The organism is Streptomyces sp. NBC_00984 (genome assembly GCF_045162475.1).
Classification (GTDB): domain Bacteria; phylum Actinomycetota; class Actinomycetes; order Streptomycetales; family Streptomycetaceae; genus Streptomyces.
The window spans coordinates 2,024,545-2,046,010 of the sequence record NZ_CP108734.1 but is presented as its reverse complement, the minus strand read 5'-3'; the positions used below and the strand labels follow the sequence as shown (position 1 = coordinate 2,046,010).

The following is a 21,466-nucleotide window of genomic DNA, read 5'->3' as shown; positions in this document are numbered from 1 at the left end:
TGCCTTTATGGGAACCACATACGGCTCAAAGGTGAACCGTACGTGCACATGAGGTGAAAGCCCCCTTGATCACGCGTGTTCGTGCAAACCGCTGGGGCCGTGTTGCTCATCGGTATGCCAGAGCGAGGGGTCATGGGGAAGCTGTCACTACGAGCCGTGCAGAAGCTGACGTGCAAGAAGCGGGACGCCTGGTGGACGGTCCTGCTGGTCGATCCCGTGGCCACCCGGATGCTGATCGGGATGGCCAAGTTCAAGTTCATCACCCCGAACCGGGTCACCTGGAGCGCGCTCTTCGTCGGCCTCGGCTCCGCCTACTTCTTCCTCAAGGGTGACGCCTGGTCCCTCGCCGTCGGGGCAGGCCTCTACCACCTGAGCTTCATCCTCGACTGCATCGACGGCAAGCTCGCCCGGCTCAAGGGCAACGGCACCGTCTTCGGCGGCTGGCTCGACTACGTCTTCGACCGCATCAGGGTGCTCTTCTGCGCACTCGCCCTCATGGGCGGCCAGTACCTGCGCACCCACAACGAGCTCTACCTGCTCGCCGCCCTGGCCGTCGTCTTCCTGGACATGCTCCGGTACGTCGACGCCCTCCAGATCTACAAGATGCGCATGTCCATGCGCATGAAGATCGAAAAGGTCACCCTGGAACGCAAGGCGGCCGAGGAGCAGCGGGCGAAGCCGGAAGCACGGGACGCCGTCGAGCCCGAGCAGGGGCCCAAGGTGGTCTTCATCGAGGACCTGCTGAGGGAGAACCCCGGCGTCGAGGCCGAGGTGCTCAAGCAGCAGAGCGGCGATGTCGTCGACCTGCACGCCCAGTTCCGGCACCGCTTCCCCTGGTACACCCGATTCCGCCAGGCCCTGCTGCGCAGCCGGATCAGGCCGCACCTCATCAGCGGCATCGAGTTCCAGATGTTCATCTTCATCGTGGCGCCGCTGATCGGGCAGATCCTGTGGACCACCGCGATATCCGCCCTGGCGCTGGGCCTCTTCGAGCTTGTGATCATGTACAAGTTCTGGCTCTCCACCCGGGACTTCACCCGGCTCATGGAGAAGCTCGCCCCCGCACCGTCCACGGCCGGCACCATCGCCGAGAACCTCCACCGCGGCCGTCACCGACGCGCGGCCGAACTCGACGAGGACCGCGATGCCGTTCTGGTCCAGCACTTTCCCGTCCCCGAACAGGACGACGATCTGGGCTTCCGGCCCTACCCGCAGCCCTATCCGCAGCACGCCCAGGACACGGAGACGCAGCAGCTGAGGGCGCTGCCCTACTGGGTGGAGAACGAAGGTTCCGTACGATGAGTGCCCCTGTCGACCCGTCGGCCTATCTGGTCTCGATCGTCGTCCCCGCCCTCAACGCGAGCGCGACCCTCGGCCGGGCCCTGCGATCGGCGCTCGCCCAGACGCACCGGAACATCGAGGTCATTGTCGTCGACGACGCGTCCGGCGACGGGACCCTCGGCGTGGCCAGGGAGTTCGCCGCCCGCGACAGCCGCGTACGGATCATGGAGCGCCCGCAGAACAGCGGCGGGGTCGGCGCCCCGCGCAACAACGGCATCATGGCCGCCGCCGGGCAGTACGTCATGTTCCTCGACGCGGACGACGAACTGCCGCTCAAGGCCTGTGAGGAACTGCTCGCCTCGGCGGTGAACACCGGCTCGGACGTCACCGCGGGCCGGACGGTGCGGGTCAACCTCAACACCGAGGAGACCACCGTCTGGCAGCCCCAGCTGTACACCGCGGAGCGCACCGTGGCGGGGCTGCGCGCACTGCCGCAGCTCTTCGACGACCCGATCGCGGCCGGCAAGCTGTACCGGCTGGACTTCCTCCACAACAACGGCGTCCGATTCCCCGAGGGCGTGTACTACGAGGACACCTACTTCTCGACGCTCGCCAACTACCGGGCCCGCTCGATCACCTTCCTCACCGCCCCCGTGTACCGCTGGATGTGGGAGCGGGAATCCGCGGCGCCCTCCATCACCAACCGCCGCGGCGAGCTGCGCAGCATCCAGGACCGGGTCGCCGTCCACCAGTACACCGATTCCTTCCTGCGGCAGGTCGGGGAGCACGAGCTGCTCGCCCACAAGGCGGTGAAGTTCCTCTCCCACGACCTGCATCTGTACGCCCGCGAGCTGCGCTCCGGCGACGAGCGGTACCGCCAGGGCTTCGCCGCCGCCGTCGCGCCGTATCTGCGGTCGCTGGACCTCTCCGTCTACGAGCTGTGCGGCGTCATGGAGCGCGTGCGGGCCTTCTGCCTCATCCACGAGCGGGTGGATCTCGCGCTGTCCGTCTCCGACTACGCGCAGCGTCGCAGCGTGCTCAGCTCCGACCTCGTCGAGCACGACGGACGTGTCTACTGGTCCGAGTCGCTGCTGCGTCTTCCCGAGGCGAAACGTTTCCTCGATGTCACCGACCTCGACCTCCTGGACAAGCCGCTCGGCGAGGCCCGCCTGTTCAACCAGGCCACCGAGGTGGAGATCAGGGGCAGCGAACTCCACATCTCGGGACACATACTCAACCAGCTCGGACGGTTCTCCTCGGGCGGCAAGGTGGAGCTCAAGGCCGTGCTGCGCCTGCGCAGCACCAAGAGCGACCACGTCTTCCCGGTGAACGCGATCGAGACGGACGACCACCGGGTCCACTACCAGTCGGTCCTCGACCTCGCCTCCAGCATCGGCGCGGCCACCGGCGACGGGGTCTGGAACCTCTTCGTCCAGGTACGGCACGCGGGCGAGCGGGCGACGACGACACTGGCGGTCCACGGCGTCGACATCGGCCGCGAGCGCTACGACGGCCCCCTCGGGCCGTACGAGATGTACCAGACGGTCAGCGGCAATGTCGCCCTGCGGCCCGAGACGAGCGAGCGCACCGAGCTGGACACCCGCCGGGGCACTCCCTGGCACTGGTGGGCGGGGAGCGAGGATCCCGCACCGCTGCCGGACACCGGCACCTACCGTGCGGCCGTCGTCGTGCACTGCCGCAACGACGAGCACCACCTCTACGAGTTCCTGCACTCCCTGGCGGCACAGAGCCTGTTCCCCGAGACGCAGGTCGTGTTCGTCGACGACGGCTCCACCGACCGCACGGCCCAGCTGCTGGACAACTTCGCCTCCTTCTACCGCAACACGAGCGTGCTGCGGATCCCCGCCCAGGGCATCGGAGCCGCGCATCAGCAGGGTCTCGCCCGGGTCGTGGCGCCCTATGTGCTGTTCGCCCGGGGACGGGACATCCTCGGGGCCGACTGCCTGCGCCAGCTCACCGAGTCCGCCGTCCAGCACGACGTCGACGTGGCCGTCGGCAACTACGACACGTTCCCGGGGCCGCGGCGCAATGGCGACGAGCCGTGGAAGCGGTACTTCGGCAAGGGTGCGAAGGGCCTGACCGACATGGTCAGGAAGGCACCCCACATGGTCTTCTCGACCGACCTCGGCAACAAGCTCTTCCGCGTCTCCTTCCTCAACGCCCAGCGGCTGCGCCCGGCGGACGGCGGCCCGTTCGCCGAGACCTGGGTGAGCGTGATGGCGCTGCTGGCCGCCCGGAGCTTCAGCCTGGTCGACCGCTACGTGTACTTCGACCGCGACCCCGCGCAGAACGACTCGCTCTTCGACGTCGACTGGAACGACCCGGTCAAGGTCCGGCAACGGCTCCGGCTCAACCGGTACCTGCTCGACTTCGGCGACCGGATCGAGGCGCCGTCGGCCCGGCTGATCCACCGGTTCGTGGTGCGTTCGTACCAGCCCTATCTGCGCAACTACCACCGCATCATGAACCGGCGGGAGATCGCCGAGGTGTTCGGCGAGCTCTGCGACGTCTACTCCAGGATCCCCGAAGAGCTGCTGCTCCAGTACGTCACCCACCCGGTCTCCCGGGTGCAGCACCACGCCGTCCGCACCCGTGACTTCGGGCTCTTCTGCGACCCGTTCGCCGGCCCCGAGTACGAACCACGGGTCCGCCTGGACGAGCAGGGCATGTACCGGCAGCTGGCGAACGACCCGGTCGAGTCCCGGCTGCTGCGTGTGGAGCGGCAGCGGGCCGTGCTCGAAAGCGTCCGCCACCGGGACGGGGAGCTCCAGTTCGAAGGCGTGCTCACCCTGACCGGCGTCGACATCGGGCAGCTGTTCACCAACCGGGTCGAGCTGATCTGCACCGACGGGAAGCGGACCGTCGCCATCCCGGCCGAGCAGGTGTACCGGCGCGACCGCTGGCGCGTCCGCAAGGAACGCGACTGGTACGGCGGCTGGCGGGCGTCGGCGGACCCCGAGGTCCTGGCCCCGCTCTCCGGCCGCGATCTCACGGTGACCCTGCGCTTCCACGACGGCGACCGCCACGTGGACGCCCCGGTCGGCGCGCGCCTGATGCTGCACCGCTTCAAGGGCATGCGCCGCATCGGCAAGGACCGGCTGTGGCTCACCGTCCGCGGCGACGACTCCGTGGTCCTGCGGTACTTCACCGGCGCCGGCCAGAAGCTGCGCGGCCTGCTGTGGCATCTGCTGCGCCAGGCACGGGCCGCGCTGCCCGGCCGCCCGGGATGGCGCACCCGGCTCGCGTACCTGCTGAGCTATCCGCGACTGCACCGCAAGAACATCTGGATCATCGGCGAACGGGCCGACACGGCGCAGGACAACGCCTACCACCTGTTCCGCTGGATCCGGGAGAACCACCCGCGCCGCAAGGTCTACTACGCCATCGACGGCGACGCCAAGGACCGCGCCAAGGTGGCCCCGTACGGGCACGTCCTCGACCGGACGTCGCGCAGGTACCGGATGTACCTGCTGCACGCCAAGCGGCTCATCGACCCGTACGACCTGGAGGCCTACCTCGGCTTCCCCGAGCTGAGCAAGAGCTCCTTCCTGCGCGGCTACGGAGATCTGCTGAACTACCGGCGGGTCTTCCTCCAGCACGGTGTCACCTACAACGACGTGGCACCCTCCGTGCATCACCAGGTGACCAGCGTGGACCTGCTGCTGACGGTGGGTGAGGCCGAGCGGTCCTACTTCGCCGAGCACTGCGGCTACGGCTACGCGCGGGTCGCCGCGGCCGGCTTCCCCCGGTTCGACGCGCTGAAGCCGGTGCGCTCCGAGCGGCCCAGGATCCTGCTGATGCCCACCTGGCGGCGGGACATCGTGGCGCCCTCCTACGACAAGGCGGCCAAGGCGAAGATCCCGTTCGCGGCGTCGGAGTACTTCCGCTTCTTCTCCACCCTCCTGCGCGACGAGCGACTGCTGACCGTGCTCGAACAGTGCGGGGTGGACCTGGAGTTCATGCCGCACTACGAGATCCGCCCGTATCTGCACCACTTCCGCATCGACCACCCCTCGGTCACCGTGACCGGCGACGGGCGCTATGTGCAGCTGGCGATGCGCGAGTGCTCCCTGCTGGTCACCGACTACTCGTCCGTCTTCTTCGACGTCGCGTACATGGGCACGCCCATCGTGTACACGCCGTTCGACGAGGAGGAGTTCTACGGCAACCACTACAAGCGCGGCTACTACGAGTTCGAGCGGGACGGGTTCGGGCCGGTCTGCCGCGACATCGATTCGACGGTGCGGGAGATCATCGACACCGTGCAGCGGAACTTCGCGGTGGAGCCGCAGTACCGGGCCCGGGTCGACGCGTTCTTCGGCCGCCGTGACACCGGCAACTCGGAGCGCGTGTTCCGTGCCATCGACGCACTGGACGCGTCCGTGGGCAGCAGCCGGACGTCCGACGCACCCGCGGTCCGGCAGACCATGAGCGGTCCGGGCCAGGACATCCGCGACCGGAACTCCCGCAAGGAGTGGGCGTGACGGGGTGCGCGATGCGCAGGGTGTTCCTGGCCGGGGACTCCAGTGTGACCAGCCGTCAGCGGAGCTTCGCGCCGATGGCGGGCTGGGGCCAGGCCCTGCCGCTCTTCATCCATGGTGCCGACATCATCAACTGCGCCCGCGCCGGGGCGAGTTCGCGGAGTTTCGTGGACCGGGGCAGGCTCGCCTGGATTCTGCGCGCGGCCCGGCCGGGCGATCTGGTGCTGTTCTCCTTCGGGCTCATCGACATGAAGCCGGACGAGGGCCGCTACACGGAACCCTTCAAGGAGTACCAGGGCTTCCTCCGAAGCTGCGTGGACGGCGTTCGCGACCGGGGCGCCCATCCGGTCCTGGTCACCAGTCATGAGCGCCGGGTCTTCGACGCCCAGGGCAATCTCCGCCGGCTGCTCGGTGTCTATCCGCTGGCGATGAAGGAGATCGCGGCCGAGAAGTGCGTACCGTTGATCGACCTCAACGAGTGGAGCGTGCGGTGGTGGCGCCGGGCGGGACCCCGGGGAACGCGTGAGATCTTCCTCCACCTCGACCCCGGGGAGCATCCCAACTATCCCGACGGGGCCGCCGACAACACCCACCTCAGAGCGGCCGGAGCGATCGAGTGCGCGCGCTTCGTCGCCGCCGAGATGCGGGAGCGCTCGATGCTGGAGCCCGGCCGCTTCGCCGATCTCGAACGCGCCCGGTTCCCCGAGGACGGAGTCGAATGGCTCGATGACCGCATGTTCGACGAACTGACGAGAATCCGGACCCTGGAGGTGGTCGAATGAGCGACTGGTATCTGTTGGCGCGCATTCAGGTCGTGCACCCCGAACGCACCGCCGTGTCGGCGGTCCTGGAACTGCACGCCGACGCGGACCCGGCGCTGGCGGCCCTGCCCGGCCAGGAGATCGCGCTGCATCTGAGCGTGCTGCCCACCGGCGGGCCCTACCGTGCGTACGGCTACATATTCGACGACATCGCCGCCGAGCACGCCACGATGACCGATCTCCAGGGCCTGGGGCACCTGCCCAACGGTCGTTACGCGACCTACGCCCGCGGAGACGAACAACGCTCCGTGACCGCGGTGCTCAAGGTCGCCGACGACGCACCGGAAGGCGCGGTCCTGCTGCCCAAGGTGTGCGTCGGCGTGATGTCGTACGCCGGCGAGAAGCTGGTGTCGTCCGCGCAGATCACCGACGCGGGCTACCGGGTGAGACGGGCCTGGGTGCCGGGCCGCAGCCTGGCCATTCCGCCCGGCGGCTACGCGGTCCTCGGCCCGGACCCCGATGCCGCCGGGGCCGGCCTGCGGGTCGTGGGAGTGGGGCTCGCCCAGTACGGCACGGTCAGCGCGGTGCCGGACGGAAGCATCACCTACACAGGGGTTCCGGGAGCGGCCGGGTACGACCGGTTCTCCGTCTGCTACGAGAACCAGGCGGGCCACCGCAACTGGTCCGAGGTGACCGTGTACGCGGGTGATGTCGCCAGCACTCCCGGGCTGCTGCCCGGAGCCCTTACGAGATGAGACGCCGGCGGTTCCTCACCGTGGGAGCCGCGGGAGCCGTGACCGGGGCCTGGGCCCTGGCCGGATGCGACCCGGTGGACGGTACCGGCGGCAGCCGGACGACGGCACCGGCATCCGCCCCGCCCCGCTCGCCGGAACCCGTCGGCCGACTGCCCGAGGGTGTGACATATCACCAGCACACCGGCTGGCTGTCGGCCGCGGGCCCCGTGCGCCGTCAGGCGCTGTCCGTCTCGCCGTCCGCACGGGTGCGCGTGGGCGCGGCCCACGGAGCCCGGCTCGACACGGCGGAGACCGTGCGCGCCATGGCGGACCGTGTCCGGGCGGTGGCCGCCGTCAACGGCTCCTTCTTCGACATCGCCACCAGCGCGGTGTTCAGCGGGTACGACGGGGACCCGCTCGGGCTGTACATGGAGAACGGCGCGCTGCTCAGCGAAGCGGCCAACGGCCGTACCGCGCTGGTGCTCGGCGAGGGTGGTGGAGTCGGGCGCATCACCGAACCCCGGTCGGTGAGCGGTGTGGTGGCCTCCGACGGCACCCGCCGGAGGATCGACGGGATCAACCGGATGCCGGGCCGCATCGTCGGATGCGGCGGTGTCGGCGGGGACGTCCTGCGAGGCACCCGGGGCGTGCGGCTCGCTCCTGCCCACAACAAACTGTGCGAGGACCCCGACGAACTGGTCCTGTTCACGCGGCAATGGGGAACCGGCACCGCACGTACCGGCCCCGGCTCGACCGAGGCCGTGCTCGGGCCCGACGGCCGCGTCGCCCTGCTGCGTTCACCCGGCGGCGGCCCGATACCCGCGAGCGGCACCGTCCTGACCGGCATCGGCGAAGGGGCCGCATGGCTGCGCCGCCACGCCCGTACCGGCACCCGGCTGCGGATCACCTCCCGGGTGTACGACGGGACGGGGCACCGGATCCCGGGGGAGGGGCCGACCGTCGTCCAGGCCGGGCCCCGCCTGCTGCGCGACGGAACCGTCGACATCGACATCGAGGCCAACGGGGTGCCGGCCACCGCCCTGACCCAGCGCCACCCCCGCACCCTGGCCGGGATCACGGCCGACGGCACACTCCTCCTGGTGACCGTCGACGGCCGTGATCCCGGGGTGAGCATCGGGGCGACCCTGGCAGAGTCCGCCGAACTGATGCGCTCGCTGGGAGCACGGGACGCCATGAACCTCGACGGCGGAGGCTCCACCACGATGGTGGTGAACGGACGGCTCCGCAACCGGCCCAGGAGCGCGGCGGGAGCACCGGTACGGGAACGCGCCGTGGGCGATGCGGTGGTCGTCCTGCCGCTCTGACGCGCACATGTGACATGGCACATGTGCGCGGCGCACAAGTGCACATGTGACACGGCACCTTGCGGGCATGCGTGTGCGCACGTGACACGGCACCTCACGGGCGTACGTGTGCACATGTGACACGGCACCTTGCGGGCGTACGCCGGACGGGCCGTACGGAGAGTTCTCCGTACGGCCCGCCGTCGCCACCGACCAGGCGGTGTTACGCCGGAACGCTCGCCACGCCCTGCGCGAGGAACTTCTTGCCGTTCACCCGCTCGGAGACGCCCTCACGGTCCAGGTACGGCGTGATGCCGCCCAGGTGGAAGGGCCAGCCCGCGCCGGTGATCAGGCACAGGTCGATGTCCTGGGCCTCGGCGACGACGCCCTCGTCGAGCATCAGACCGATCTCCTGCGCCACCGCGTCCAGGACCCGGCCGCGGACCTGCTCCTCGGACAGGACGACATCGCCCTGCTTGAGAAGGGCGGCGACCTCCGGGTCCAGCTCCGGCCTGCCGGAGTCGTAGACGTAGAAGCCGCGCTTGCCGGCCTTGACGACCGCCGCGAGGTTCTCGGAGACGGTGAACCGGTCCGGGAAGGCGCGGTTCAGGGTCTCGGAGACGTGCAGGCCGATCGCCGGTCCGACCAGCTCGAGGAGGACCAGCGGGGACATCGGCAGACCGAGCGGCTCGATGGCCTTCTCGGCGACCTCGACCGGGGTGCCCTCGTCGATGACGTTCTGGATCTCGCCCATGAAGCGGGTGAGGATGCGGTTGACGACGAACGCCGGGGCGTCCTTCACCAGCACCGCGGTCTTCTTCAGCTTCCGCGCCACACCGAACGCCGTGGCCAGCGAGGCGTCGTCGGTCTGCTCGCCGCGGACGATCTCCAGCAGCGGCAGGATCGCGACCGGGTTGAAGAAGTGGAAGCCGACGACCCGCTCGGGGTGCTTCAGCTTCGACGCCATCTCGGTGACCGAGAGGGACGAGGTGTTGGTGGCGAGGATCGCGTGCGCCGGGGCGACCGCCTCGACCTCCGCGAACACCTGCTGCTTGACGCCGATCTCCTCGAAGACGGCCTCGATGATGAAGTCGGCGTCGGAGAAGCCCTCCGCCTTGTCCAGCACACCGGAGACCAGGGCCTTCAGACGGTTGGCCTTGTCCTGGTTGATCCGGCCCTTGCCGAGCAGCTTCTCGATCTCGGCGTGGACATAGCCCACACCCTTGTCCACGCGCTCCTGGTCGATGTCGGTCATCACGACCGGCACCTCCAGGCGGCGCAGGAACAGCAGCGCCAGCTGCGAGGCCATCAGACCGGCACCGACGACGCCGACCTTGGTGACCGGACGGGCCAGGTTCTTGTCCGGGGCACCGGCCGGGCGCTTGGCGCGCTTCTGGACCAGGTTGAAGGAGTAGATCCCGGAGCGCAGCTCGCCGCCCATGATCAGGTCCGCGAGGGCCTGGTCCTCGCGGTCGAAGCCGGCGCCCAGGTCGCCGTCCTTCGCGGCGGCGATGATCTCCAGCGCGCGGTACGCGGCCGGGGCGGCGCCGTGCACCTTGGAGTCGGCGATGGCCTTGCCGCGCGCGACGGCCTGGTCCCAGGCATCACCGCGGTCGACCTCGGGACGCTCCACCGTGACCGTGCCGTTCAGCACGTTCGCGGTCCAGATGAGCGACTGCTCCAGGAAGTCCGCGCCCTCGAAGAGCGCGTCGGCGATCCCGAGCTCGAAGACCTGCTTGCCCTTGAGCTGACGGTTCTGGTTCAGCGAGTTCTCGATGATGACCGAGACCGCGCGGTCGGCACCGATCAGGTTGGAAAGCAGCGCGCAGCCGCCCCAGCCCGGCACCAGGCCGAGGAAGACCTCGGGCAGCGAGAAGGCGGGCAGCGCCCTGGAGACGGTGCGGTACGAGCAGTGCAGACCGACCTCGACACCGCCGCCCATCGCCGCGCCGTTGTAGTACGCGAACGTCGGGACCGCGAGGCCGGTCAGGCGCCGGAAGACGTCGTGGCCACCCTTGCCGATGGCCAGCGCGTCGTCGTGGTTCCTCAGCAGCTCGACGCCCTTGAGGTCGGCGCCGACCGCGAAGATGAACGGCTTGCCGGTGATGCCGATACCGGTGATCGCACCCTCGGCGGCCTCCTTCTCGACCTGGTCGATGGCGGCGTCCAGGTTCGCCAGCGACTGCGGTCCGAAGGTGGTCGGCTTGGTGTGGTCCAGGCCGTTGTCCAGCGTGATGAGGGCGAAGCGGCCCGCACCGGCCGGAAGGTCCAGGTGACGTACGTGCGCCTGGGTGACTACCTCGCCGGGGAACAGCTCGGCCGCACCCTTCAGAAGCTCAGTGGTGGAGCTCACTTGCTGCCTCCGTCTGCCTTGTCGAAGTGCGGGTTCTCCCAGACGACCGTGGCGCCCATGCCGAAGCCGACGCACATGGTGGTGAGGCCGTAGCGGACCTCCGGCTGCTCCTCGAACTGGCGGGCCAGCTGCGTCATCAGACGCACACCGGAGGAGGCCAGCGGGTGGCCGTAGGCGATGGCGCCGCCGTACTGGTTGACGCGCGCGTCGTCGTCGGCGATGCCGTAGTGGTCGAGGAAGGCGAGCACCTGGACGGCGAACGCCTCGTTGATCTCGAACAGACCGATGTCATCGATCGTCAGCCCGGCCTTGGCCAGGGCCTTCTCGGTCGACGGGATCGGACCGTAGCCCATGACCTCCGGCTCGACGCCCGCGAAGGCGTACGAGACGAGGCGCATCTTGACCGGGAGGCCCAGCTCGCGGGCGACGTCCTCGGCGGCGAGCAGCGAGGCGGTGGCGCCGTCGTTGAGACCGGCGGCGTTGCCGGCGGTGACCCGGCCGTGGGCACGGAACGGGGTCTTCAGACCGGCGAGCGACTCCAGGGTCGTACCCGGGCGCATCGGCTCGTCGGCGGTGACCAGGCCCCAGCCGGTCTCGCCGGCCTCGGCACTGGTGCGGCGCACCGAGATCGGCACCAGGTCCTGCTGGATCTTGCCGTTGGCGTACGCCTTGGCGGCCTTCTCCTGCGAGCGGACCGCGTACTCGTCGGCCCGGAGCTTGGTGATCTGCGGGTACCGGTCGTGCAGGTTCTCCGCGGTCATGCCCATGAACAGGGCGGACTCGTCGACCAGCTTCTCCGACACGAAGCGCGGATTCGGGTCCACGCCCTCGCCCATCGGGTGGCGGCCCATGTGCTCGACACCACCGGCGACGACGACGTCGTACGCACCGAAGGCGATGGAGCCGGCCGTCGACGTGACGGCGGTCAGGGCGCCCGCGCACATGCGGTCGATGGAGTAACCGGGGACGGACTGCGGCAGCCCGGCCAGAATTCCGGCGGTACGGCCCAGCGTCAGGCCCTGGTCGCCGATCTGGGTGGTCGCGGCGATGGCGACTTCGTCGATCCGCGCGGGGTCCAGGTCCGGGTTGCGGCGCAGCAGCTCCCGGATGGCCTTCACGACGAGATCGTCGGCGCGGGTCTCGTGGTAGATGCCCTTCGGGCCCGCTTTGCCGAACGGGGTGCGGACGCCGTCGACGAAGACGACGTCCCGGATGGTACGAGGCACGGTGGCTCTCCTCCAGGGTGCGGGATGGCACTGCTGCGCGGCTCGCCCGGAAGCGCGCCGCCACCATCATGCTACTTGCGGGTAACCAGACTGCCCACCCCCACGTCGGGAGCGGTGAAGGTCACATGCGGGTGGGCCGGTGCGGGGGCCGCTCCGTCCGCGGCCACGGCGCCGGTGCACCGGGGCCGGCCCCGGAACGCCGATCGCCGGACGGGCTGAAATCAGCCCGTCCGGCGATCGGGAACACGACGTGGCCGCAGGCCGCCACAACCTGGCGCGATTACGCCCCTCGGCAAGCCCTCCGACAGCGGCCGCTCAGGCCGCCGGCGTCAGCGCACGGAGCAGCAGCGGTGCCACCTGCTCGATCTGCCAGCGGCGCGCCCCGTACCCGAAGAGCGCGGTCTCGACCGCGTCCGGGGTCGGGTTCTTGGGCGGCTCCCAGCAGACCCGGCGCACCGTGTCCGGGGTGATCAGGTTCTCCTGCGGCATGTGCAGCCGCTCGGCGAGCTCCGACACCGCGGCGCGGGCGGCCGAGAGCCGGGCCGCCGCCGCGGGGTCCTTGTCCGCCCAGGCACGGGGCGGCGGCGGACCGGCGAGGGTCTGGCCGGGCTGGGGAAGCTCGGCGTCCGGCAGTGCCTTGGCCCGGTCGATGGCCGCCTGCCACTGCTCCAGCTGGCGCCGGCCCATGCGGTGGCCGAACCCGGGCAGCGCGGTCAGCGCCTGCGCGTTCGGCGGGAGCGCGAGTGCCGCCTCGACGATCGCGGCGTCGCCCAGGACCTTGCCGGGCGAGATGTCGCGGCGTCGCGCGACCTGGTCACGAGCGGTCCACAGCTCCCGTACCACCGCCATCTGGCGGCGGCGGCGGACCTTGTGCATGCCGGACGTGCGGCGCCAGGGGTCCTTGCGCGGGGGAGCGGGCGGCGCCGAGGCGATCGCGTCGAACTCCTCGCGGGCCCATTCCAGCTTGCCCTGCCGGTCGAGCTCGCCCTCCAGGGCGTTGCGCAGGTCGATCAGCAGCTCGACATCGAGCGCCGCGTAGCGCAGCCAGGGTTCGGGCAGCGGGCGGGTGGACCAGTCGACGGCGGAGTGGCCCTTCTCCAGCGAGTAGCCGAGTACGTTCTCGACCATGGCGCCGAGGCCGACGCGCGGGAAGCCTGCCAGCCGCCCGGCCAGCTCCGTGTCGAAGAGCCCGGTGGGAGTCATCCCTATTTCGCGCAGACAGGGCAGGTCCTGGGTGGCGGCGTGCAGGATCCACTCGCTGCCGCTCAGGACTTCGCCGAGGCCCGACAGGTCGGGGCAGCCGACGGGGTCGATCAGCGCGCTGCCCGCGCCGTCACGGCGCAGCTGCACGAGGTAGGCGCGCTGGCCGTAGCGGTAGCCGGAGGCCCGCTCGGCATCGACGGCCACCGGGCCGGAGCCGGCGGCGAAGGCCGCGATCACCCGGGCGAGGGCGTCGTCGGATGCCACCACCGGGGGAATGCCCTCGCGAGGTTCGAGCAAGGGGGTCGGCGCCGGGGCGACGTCGTCCGGGGGGGCGCCCCCGGTGGTTCGCAGTGAAGTGTCTGCTGCGGTCTCTTGGGCGTCGGTCACGTGTCAAGGGTATCTGTGTATGTACGGCGCCCGTCGACGGAACGTTCCGTCGACGGGCGCCGATGAATGCAAACCGGCCGGTCCGTTCCTGTGCGGACCCGCCGGGGTGCGGACGTCAGTGGATGATTCCCGTTCGCAGGGCGACGGCGACCATTCCTGCGCGGTCTCCGGTGCCGAGCTTGCGGGCGATTCGGGCGAGATGGCTCTTGACGGTCAGGGCGGACAGGCCCATGGAGACACCGATGGCCTTGTTGGACTGGCCCTCGGCGACGAGGCGGAGGACCTCGACCTCGCGGCCGGAGAGTTCGCGGTAGCCGCCCGGGTGGCTCGGGGTGCCGGGGGGCCGGCGGTGCATACGGGCGGCGTTGGCGCCGATGGGGGCGACGCCGGGACGGGTGGGGTGGCCGATATTGGTACGTGTGCCGGTGACGACATAGCCCTTCACGCCGCCCGCGAGGGCGTTGCGTACGGCGCCGATGTCATCGGCGGCGGAAAGGGCGAGGCCGTTCGGCCAGCCGGCTGCTCGGGTCTCGGACAACAGGGTCAGCCCGGAACCGTCGGGCAGGTGGACGTCGGCTACGCAGATGTCGCGCGGATTGCCGACGCGGGGACGAGCCTCCGCGATGGACGACGCCTCGATGACGTCACGTACTCCGAGTGCCCACAGATGGCGGGTGACGGTGGAACGGACGCGCGGGTCGGCCACGACGACCATGGCCGTCGGCTTGTTCGGGCGGTAGGCGACCAGGCTTGCGGGCTGCTCTAGGAGAACGGACACCAGGCCTCCTGGGGAGTGGCGGGACGGGCCGGCTCGGGGATGAAGCCGGGGCGAACCGTGCTTGAAGGGTCATTGACCTCTTCGGCAGCAGACCCGTGCTCCTTTAGGGGAAGATCGCGATTTGGTGCGTAACAATTCGGGCAAATCGGACATGCGATCGATTGTACGAAAAGAACGCTGGTAGCTGCGCGGCGAATATCACGCACAGTTACCGGCGAGGGATAGGTTTCGGCCAGAGGAGAAGTTCAGCGAAGAAGCTCAGGGAAGAGGCAGAAAAAGAAGTTCGGGAAAGAGGCCGGAGCGGGAGTTCAGGAGACTTGTGGGCCGCGCCGCTGGGGGAGTGTCACCACCGCCGCGTCGGCGGGGCCCGACGGAGGCAGGCCGGCGATCTGGCACAGCAGGTCGCCCCACGCCATGAGATGCGCCCCCGTGTCCGGCACCCCGTCGCGGCCCTCGCGCGGTGTCCACGACGCCCGGATCTCGATCTGGGTCGCCGGGCGTCTCGTGCCCAGCGTGCCGAAGTAGTGCGACCCCGCCCGGGTCACCGTGCCGCCCGCCTCCCCGTACGACAGACCCCGCGCCTCCAGCGCGCCGGTCAGCCAGGACCAGCACACCTCCGGCAGCAGCGGGTCGGAAGCCATCTCCGGCTCCAGCTCGGCCCGCACCAGCGTCACCAGGCGGAAGGTGCCCTGCCAGGCGTCGTGCCCGGCCGGGTCATGGAGCAGCACGAGGCGGCCGTCGGCGAGATCGTCCTCGCCGTCGACGACCGCCGCCTCCAGGGCGTACGCGTACGGAGCGAGCCGCTTGGGCGGCCTCGTCGACTCCACCTCCAGCTCGGGGCGGAGCCGCGCCGCATGCAACGCGTCCACCGCCGACCGGAACGCGGGCGGGACGGAACCACCCTCCTCGCTGTCCTTGCTGTCAGCGCCATCGGTTTGATCGGAGAACTGTCCCTGAGCCGGAGCCATGCGGGGAAGAGTAGGCGGAACCGGCGCTTCGCGCAGGGAGGGACACCCGGGCGGGCCCGGCTGCTTACGGCTTCGTGCGAAGATTCCTGGTGTGAGTGCCAACGATCGCCCCATGGGCCAGCAGACGAAGACCTCCGCCACCCATGAGTCGGCGTTCCTGAAGGCGTGCCGGCGCGAGCCCGTGCCGCACACGCCGGTCTGGTTCATGCGCCAGGCGGGGCGCTCATTGCCCGAGTACCTGAAAGTGCGCGAAGGCATCCCGATGCTCGACTCCTGCACGATGCCGGAGCTCGTCGCCGAGATCACGATGCAGCCCGTCCGCCGCCACAAGGTCGACGCCGCGGTCTACTACAGCGACATCGTCGTCCCCCTCAAGGCCATCGGTATCGACCTCGACATCAAGCCCGGCGTCGGACCGGTGATCGCCGAGCCGATCCGCACCCGTGCCGACCTGGCCCGGCTGCGCGACCTCACGCCCGAGGACGTCGGCTACGTCACCGAGGCCATCGGCCTGCTCACCGCCGAGCTCGGCTCCACCCCCCTCATCGGCTTCGCCGGGGCGCCGTTCACGCTCGCCAGCTACCTCGTGGAGGGCGGCCCGTCCCGCAACCACGAGCACACCAAGGCCCTGATGTACGGCGACCCGCAGCTCTGGGCCGATCTGCTGGACCGGCTGGCCGAGATCACCGGCGCCTTTCTCAAGGTGCAGATCGAGGCGGGCGCCTCGGCCGTCCAGCTCTTCGACTCCTGGGTGGGCGCGCTGGCCCCCGCCGACTACCGGCGCTCGGTGCTGCCCGCCTCCGCGAAGGTCTTCGACGCCGTCGCCCCGTACGGCGTCCCGCGCATCCACTTCGGCGTCGGCACCGGCGAGCTGCTCGGCCTGATGGGCGAGGCGGGCGCGGATGTCGTCGGCGTCGACTGGCGCGTCCCGCTGGACGAGGCCGCACGCCGGGTCGGCCCCGGCAAGGCGCTCCAGGGCAACCTCGACCCCGCGGTGCTGTTCGCACCGACGGCGACGGTGGAGGAGAAGACCCAGGAGGTGCTGGACGCCGCCGCCGGCCTCGAAGGCCATGTCTTCAACCTGGGCCACGGCGTGATGCCGACGATGGACCCGGACGCGCTGACCCGGCTCGTCGAGTACGTGCACACCAGCACCGAGCGCTGAGCCGCCGGGGCAGGGCACCCGACAGGCTCTCAGGCGGTGCCCGCCCGGCGTACCGCGGTCACCGCCTTGCGGGCCGCCACCAGGACCGGGTCCCAGACCGGCGAGAACGGCGGGGCGTAGCCCAGGTCCAGGGCGGTCATCTGCTCCACCGTCATCCCGGCCGTGAGCGCCACGGCCGCGATGTCCACGCGCTTGGCCGCCCCGTCCCGGCCCACGATCTGCACACCGAGCAGCCGGCCCGTGCGGTACTCCGCGAGCATCTTCACCGTCATGGGCCGCGCCCCCGGGTAGTAGCCCGCCCGGCCCGTCGACTCGATCGTCGCCGTGACGAACCGCAGGCCCACCGCGCGGGCGTCCTTCTCGCGCAGACCGGTGCGGGCGATCTCCAGATCGCACACCTTGCTCACCGCCGTGCCGACCACGCCCGGGAACGTCCCGTAGCCGCCGCCGACATTGGACCCGATGATCTGGCCGTGCTTGTTGGCATGGGTGCCCAGCGCGATGTGGCGGGTACGGCCCGCCACCAGGTCGAGGACCTCGACGCAGTCGCCGCCCGCCCAGATGTTGTCGTGCCCGACGACCCGCATCGACAGATCGGTCAGCAGCCCGCCGTGCGGACCCAGCGGCAGGCCGACGGCGCGCGCCAGCGTCGTCTCCGGCTCCACACCGATACCGAGCACCACCACGTCCGCCGGGTAGGAGGCGTCGCCCGTGGCGACCGCGCGGACCCGGCCGTCCGAGCCGGTGCGGATCGCGGTGACCTCGGCCCGGTTGACCGTGGTGATGCCCAGACCGTCCATCGCGTCGTGCACCAGCCGCCCCATGTCGGGGTCGAGCGTCGCCATCGGCTGCTCGCCGCGGTTGAGCACGGTCACGTCGAAGCCGTGCTTCAGCATCGCCTCCGCCATCTCCACGCCGATGTAGCCGGCCCCGACGACGACCGCCCGCCTGCTGCCCGGCGTCCGGTCCAGCGACTCCAGCAGCGCCTGCCCGTCGTCCAGCGTCTGCACGCCGTGCACCCCGGGCGCGTCCATGCCGGGCAGCGCCGGACGCACCGGGCGGGCCCCCGTCGCGATCACCAGCTTGTCGAAGCCCGTCCAGTGCGCCTCGCCGGTGCCGAGGTCCAGGGCCCGCACCCGCTGCCCGGCGACATCGATCTCCGTGACCTCGGTGCGCATCCTGAGGTCGATGTCGCGGGCCCGGTGCTCCTTCGGGGTGCGCGCGATGAGCTCGTCCGGCCCCGCGACGTCGCCGCCGACCCAGTACGGGATACCGCAGGCGGAGTACGAGGTGAAGTTCCCGCGCTCGAAGGCGACGATGCTCAGCTCGTCGGGGCCCTTGAGCCTGCGGGCCTGGGACGCGGCGGACATGCCCGCCGCGTCCCCACCGATGACCACCAGTCGCTCCGCCGTCATGCCTGGTCCCTTCGACACCGAGTCCGAAGGGACCACGCTACGACGCCGGGGGAGCGGGCGAGGACCCGGCGGGCTCGGGCGTCCGGGGCTTTCGGCGTCCGGGCAGCCGGTGGCGCAGCAGCCGCCACAGCAGCAGGAGCACGGCGAGCGCGGCCAGGAACGGGGCCGCGGCACCCACCGCCATCGCGAGCCACAGCAGCACCGTCACGAACGCGTGCCAGCCGCCGCCGAGTGCGTCCAGGAAGCCGGGGTCGTCGTCGCCGCCGTCCTTCGCCGCCGTCTCCGGCTCCGAGAGGTCGAGGGTGATCGTGGCGAGCGTGGTGCGGTCCTCCAGCGACGCCTGCTGGGCGAGCAGCGACTCCAAGGACGCCTGACGGCTGCTCAGTTCGCCTTCCAGCGTGACCACGTCGCTGAGCTTCCCGGCCCGTTCCATCAGCTTCCGTACGCGCGCCACACTCGCCCGCTGGGTGGCGATCCGGCTCTCCACGTCGACCACCTGGTCGGTGACGTCCTTCGCCGACGAGGTGCGCGACAGCAGCTTTCCGGTGCCCGCGAGTTGCTTCAGCACCGCGTCGTACTCGCCCTGCGGAACGCGCAGCACGAGGTGTGACATGTCATGTGTGTCGTCGATCCGCTCGGTCTCCTCCTTGGACACCAGACCGCCCGAACTCTCCGCGGCCGAACGGGCGACCGCGGCCGCCTTCGGCACGTTCCTCACCTCCACCGAGAGCGCGGCGGTACGGATGACACGGGCGCCGGAAGACACGGCATCGGACTTCTTCTGCTGCGACGGCGAACCGCCCGCCCCCTGCTCCGCCTTCCCGGCGGCGGAGTCCGCGGCGCCCCGCTCGGCCGCGCCGATCGCCCTCTTGCTGTCGCCGGAACTCGCGTCGCTCGCACTGTCTCCGGCGCCGCAGCCGCTCAGCGCGAGGAGGCCGGCGACCAGGCCGGCCGCCAGGATCATGCGCGGGCGACGGACGGATGATCGGCCAGGATGCCGGTAGGTCTGCATGACTGCCCCCCAAGGCGGGTCGTTGACGATGCCGGTTCGACGTACCGGGCACGGGCGCGGGTTGCCGAATGCCGGTTTCGAAGCAGTCACGTTCAGGACTCGGACAGGGTTTGAGAGAGTGGGGGCATGCAGCGTTCACTCAACCGCGCGGTCCCGGGCACCGGACATGTCGTCGTCATCGGCGGAGGCATCGCCGGACTCGCCGCCGCCCACCGGCTCCTCGGGGCCGGACTGCGCGTCACCCTGCTCGAAGCCACCGAGCGGCTCGGCGGCAAGCTCATGACCGGTGAGATCGCCGGGACCCGGGTCGACCTGGGCGCCGAGTCGATGCTCGCCCGGCGCCCGGAGGCGGTCGGCCTGGCACGCGACGTCGGGCTCGGCGACCGGCTCCAGCCGCCCGCCACGGCCTCCGCGTCGGTCTGGACGCGCGACGCCCTGCGACCCATGCCCAAGGGCCATGTGATGGGCGTACCGGGCGACCCGGCGGCGCTCGGCGAACTGCTCTCCCCGGAGGGCCTCGCCCGCATCGCGCAGGAGCGCGACCTCACCCCGACCACCGTCGGTGACGACGTCGCCGTCGGCGCGTACGTCGCCGACCGCCTGGGCCGCGAGGTCGTCGACCGGCTCGTGGAGCCGCTGCTCGGCGGTGTGTACGCGGGCGACGCCTACCGGATCTCGATGCGCGCCGCCGTACCGCAGCTCTTCGAGGCGGCCCGGGAGGGCGGCTCGCTGCTCGACGGTGTCCGGCGCATCCAGGAGCGGGCCGCGGCCCGGCAGCAGACCGGACCGGTCTTCCAGGGCATCGACGGCGGCATCGGCACCCTGCCCGGCGCGGTCGCCGACGCCGTGCGCGCGGCGGGCGGGGAGATCCTGACCGCCACCCCCGTCCTCGGCCTGACCCGTACCGCCGAGGGCTGGGACGTCCGCACGGACGCCCGGGTGATCACCGCCGACGGCGTCGTGCTCGCCGCCCCGGCCTGGTCCGCCTCCACGCTGCTCGCCGCCGAGTCCCCCGCGGCCTCCGCCGAGCTCGCCGGTGTCGAGTACGCGTCGATGGCGCTCGTCACCATGGCGTTCCGCCGCTCCGACGTCGCCGCCACGACCGCGCTCGACGGCCGTTCCGGCTTCCTCGTCCCCCCGGTCGACGGCCGCACCATCAAGGCGTCCACCTTCTCCTCCCACAAGTGGAACTGGGTCGCCGAATCCGCCCCGGACCTCTTCGTGCTGCGTACCTCCGTCGGCCGCTACGGCGAGGAGGACCACATCCACCGCGAGGACGGCGAGCTCGTCGATGTGTCGCTGCGCGACCTCGCCGAGGCGACCGGGCTGACCGCGAAGCCCGTGGACACCGAGGTCACCCGGTGGATCGGCGGACTGCCCCAGTACCCCGTCGGCCATCTCTCCCGGGTCGCCCGGATCCGAGACGAGGTCGCCAAGCTGCCCGCGCTGCGGGTCTGCGGCGCGGTCTACGACGGCGTCGGCATCCCGGCGTGCATCGCGAGTGCCCACCGCGCCGCGGACGAGATCGCGGCCGGGCTCACCAGCGGTTCCGGGGAAGAGATCATCGCCACGTCGACCCTGGTCAAGGGCACACGGAGCGAGGCGGGACAATAGCCGTATGAGTGCGCCTGAGACTGTGAAATCAAGCAAGGGCCCCAACGCGGGTAAGAAGGCCAAGGACCTCAACGAGGTCATTCGCTACACGCTGTGGTCCGTCTTCAAGCTGCGCGACGTCCTGCCCGCGGACCGGGCCGGATACGCCGACGAGGTGCAGGAGCTGTTCGACCAGCTCGCGGCCAAGGACATCACCGTCCGCGGCACCTACGACGTCTCCGGCCTGCGTGCCGAGGCCGACGTCATGATCTGGTGGCACGCCGAGACGGCCGACGAGCTGCAGGAGGCGTACAACCTCTTCCGGCGCACCAGGCTGGGCCTGGCACTGGAGCCGGTGTGGTCGAACATGGCGCTGCACCGCCCCGCCGAGTTCAACAAGTCGCACATCCCGGCGTTCCTGGCCGACGAGACGCCGCGCAACTACATCAGCGTGTACCCCTTCGTGCGCTCCTACGACTGGTACCTGCTGCCCGACGAGGACCGTCGTCGCATGCTCGCGGACCACGGCAAGATGGCCCGCGGCTACCCCGACGTCCGGGCCAACACCGTCGCCTCCTTCTCGCTCGGCGACTACGAGTGGATTCTCGCCTTCGAGGCCGATGAGCTCTACCGCATCGTCGACCTGATGCGTCACCTGCGGGCCTCCGAGGCGCGGATGCACGTCCGCGAAGAGGTCCCGTTCTACACGGGGCGCAGGAAGTCGGTTGCAGACCTGGTGGCCGGGCTCGCGTAGCGAGCGGGCTCCGACCACCCCGACCCGGAA

General features: G+C 70.6%; 15 protein-coding genes. 8 read left to right on the top strand and 7 right to left on the bottom strand.

Annotated features, from left to right (window positions below; all coding sequences use genetic code 11):
- Positions 1-156: 156 nt before the first annotated feature.
- Genes OG520_RS08855 through OG520_RS08835 form a run of 5 tightly spaced genes read left to right on the top strand, consistent with a single transcriptional unit; the run spans position 157 to position 8,603 of the window.
- On the top strand, positions 157-1,302 hold the full coding sequence (locus OG520_RS08855; protein ID WP_406012804.1) for a CDP-alcohol phosphatidyltransferase family protein: 1,146 nt from the start codon (positions 157-159) through the stop codon (positions 1,300-1,302).
- The gene (locus OG520_RS08850) at positions 1,299-5,786 is read left to right on the top strand and encodes a glycosyltransferase (RefSeq protein ID WP_406012803.1); all 4,488 of its coding nucleotides are present in this window, start codon (positions 1,299-1,301) and stop codon (positions 5,784-5,786) included. Before OG520_RS08855 ends, OG520_RS08850 begins: the two co-directional genes overlap by 4 nt.
- Positions 5,783-6,565, top strand: a complete 783-nt coding sequence (locus tag OG520_RS08845; protein WP_406012802.1) for a rhamnogalacturonan acetylesterase — start codon at positions 5,783-5,785, stop codon at positions 6,563-6,565. The genes OG520_RS08850 and OG520_RS08845 overlap by 4 nt, the downstream gene beginning before the upstream one ends.
- Complete coding sequence (locus tag OG520_RS08840) at positions 6,562-7,299, top strand: Ig-like domain-containing protein (RefSeq protein ID WP_406012801.1); 738 nt, start codon at positions 6,562-6,564, stop codon at positions 7,297-7,299. Before OG520_RS08845 ends, OG520_RS08840 begins: the two co-directional genes overlap by 4 nt.
- The gene (locus OG520_RS08835) at positions 7,296-8,603 is read left to right on the top strand and encodes a phosphodiester glycosidase family protein (RefSeq protein WP_406012800.1); all 1,308 of its coding nucleotides are present in this window, start codon (positions 7,296-7,298) and stop codon (positions 8,601-8,603) included. The genes OG520_RS08840 and OG520_RS08835 overlap by 4 nt, the downstream gene beginning before the upstream one ends.
- Positions 8,604-8,805: 202 nt before the next feature.
- Here the strand turns inward: OG520_RS08835 and OG520_RS08830 are convergent, their stop codons facing one another.
- The 5 genes from OG520_RS08830 to OG520_RS08810 form a co-directional block, all read right to left on the bottom strand.
- A complete protein-coding gene (locus tag OG520_RS08830; RefSeq protein ID WP_406012799.1) occupies positions 8,806-10,935 on the bottom strand; it encodes a 3-hydroxyacyl-CoA dehydrogenase NAD-binding domain-containing protein in 2,130 nt (709 codons plus the stop codon).
- Positions 10,932-12,161 (bottom strand): thiolase family protein, encoded by a 1,230-nt coding sequence (locus OG520_RS08825; protein WP_399329008.1) that lies wholly within the window; start codon positions 12,159-12,161, stop codon positions 10,932-10,934. Before OG520_RS08825 ends, OG520_RS08830 begins: the two co-directional genes overlap by 4 nt.
- A 315-nt stretch (positions 12,162-12,476) precedes the next feature.
- A complete protein-coding gene (locus OG520_RS08820; protein WP_399329009.1) occupies positions 12,477-13,751 on the bottom strand; it encodes an HRDC domain-containing protein in 1,275 nt (424 codons plus the stop codon).
- Positions 13,752-13,866: 115 nt separating this feature from the next.
- Positions 13,867-14,529 (bottom strand): response regulator transcription factor, encoded by a 663-nt coding sequence (locus OG520_RS08815; protein WP_024488613.1) that lies wholly within the window; start codon positions 14,527-14,529, stop codon positions 13,867-13,869.
- Between the two features lie 308 nt (positions 14,530-14,837).
- Positions 14,838-15,497 (bottom strand): DUF3000 domain-containing protein, encoded by a 660-nt coding sequence (locus tag OG520_RS08810; protein ID WP_266428298.1) that lies wholly within the window; start codon positions 15,495-15,497, stop codon positions 14,838-14,840.
- A 91-nt stretch (positions 15,498-15,588) separates the two neighbouring features.
- Here OG520_RS08810 and hemE point away from each other — a divergent pair, with 91 nt between their 5' ends.
- On the top strand, positions 15,589-16,662 hold the full coding sequence (hemE, locus tag OG520_RS08805) for a uroporphyrinogen decarboxylase (protein WP_399329011.1): 1,074 nt from the start codon (positions 15,589-15,591) through the stop codon (positions 16,660-16,662).
- A gap of 29 nt (positions 16,663-16,691) precedes the next feature.
- On the opposite strand, the gene OG520_RS08800 is transcribed toward hemE, so the two are convergent.
- Positions 16,692-18,077, bottom strand: coding sequence for an FAD-dependent oxidoreductase (locus OG520_RS08800; protein ID WP_399329012.1), 1,386 nt, complete (start codon positions 18,075-18,077; stop codon positions 16,692-16,694).
- 37 nt (positions 18,078-18,114) lie between these two features.
- Positions 18,115-19,041, bottom strand: a complete 927-nt coding sequence (locus OG520_RS08795) for a DUF4349 domain-containing protein (RefSeq protein WP_406012798.1) — start codon at positions 19,039-19,041, stop codon at positions 18,115-18,117.
- Between the two features lie 174 nt (positions 19,042-19,215).
- On the opposite strand from OG520_RS08795, the gene hemG reads away from it, so the two are divergent.
- The gene (hemG, locus tag OG520_RS08790; protein ID WP_399329014.1) at positions 19,216-20,703 is read left to right on the top strand and encodes a protoporphyrinogen oxidase; all 1,488 of its coding nucleotides are present in this window, start codon (positions 19,216-19,218) and stop codon (positions 20,701-20,703) included.
- A gap of 4 nt (positions 20,704-20,707) precedes the next feature.
- A complete protein-coding gene (gene hemQ / locus OG520_RS08785; protein ID WP_362447313.1) occupies positions 20,708-21,436 on the top strand; it encodes a hydrogen peroxide-dependent heme synthase in 729 nt (242 codons plus the stop codon).
- Positions 21,437-21,466 lie beyond the last annotated feature (30 nt).

Bases quoted from the DNA above. Each gene is read 5' to 3' on its own strand.
- OG520_RS08850 (WP_406012803.1), top strand. From the start codon at position 1,299: ATGAGTGCCCCTGTCGACCCGTCGGCCTATCTGGTCTCGATCGTCGTC.
- OG520_RS08840 (WP_406012801.1), top strand. From the start codon at position 6,562: ATGAGCGACTGGTATCTGTTGGCGCGCATTCAGGTCGTGCACCCCGAA.
- OG520_RS08835 (WP_406012800.1), top strand. From the start codon at position 7,296: ATGAGACGCCGGCGGTTCCTCACCGTGGGAGCCGCGGGAGCCGTGACC.
- OG520_RS08810 (WP_266428298.1), bottom strand. From the start codon at position 15,497: ATGGCTCCGGCTCAGGGACAGTTCTCCGATCAAACCGATGGCGCTGAC.
- OG520_RS08800 (WP_399329012.1), bottom strand. From the start codon at position 18,077: ATGACGGCGGAGCGACTGGTGGTCATCGGTGGGGACGCGGCGGGCATG.
- OG520_RS08795 (WP_406012798.1), bottom strand. From the start codon at position 19,041: ATGATCCTGGCGGCCGGCCTGGTCGCCGGCCTCCTCGCGCTGAGCGGC.
- hemG (WP_399329014.1), top strand. From the start codon at position 19,216: ATGCAGCGTTCACTCAACCGCGCGGTCCCGGGCACCGGACATGTCGTC.
- hemQ (WP_362447313.1), top strand. From the start codon at position 20,708: ATGAGTGCGCCTGAGACTGTGAAATCAAGCAAGGGCCCCAACGCGGGT.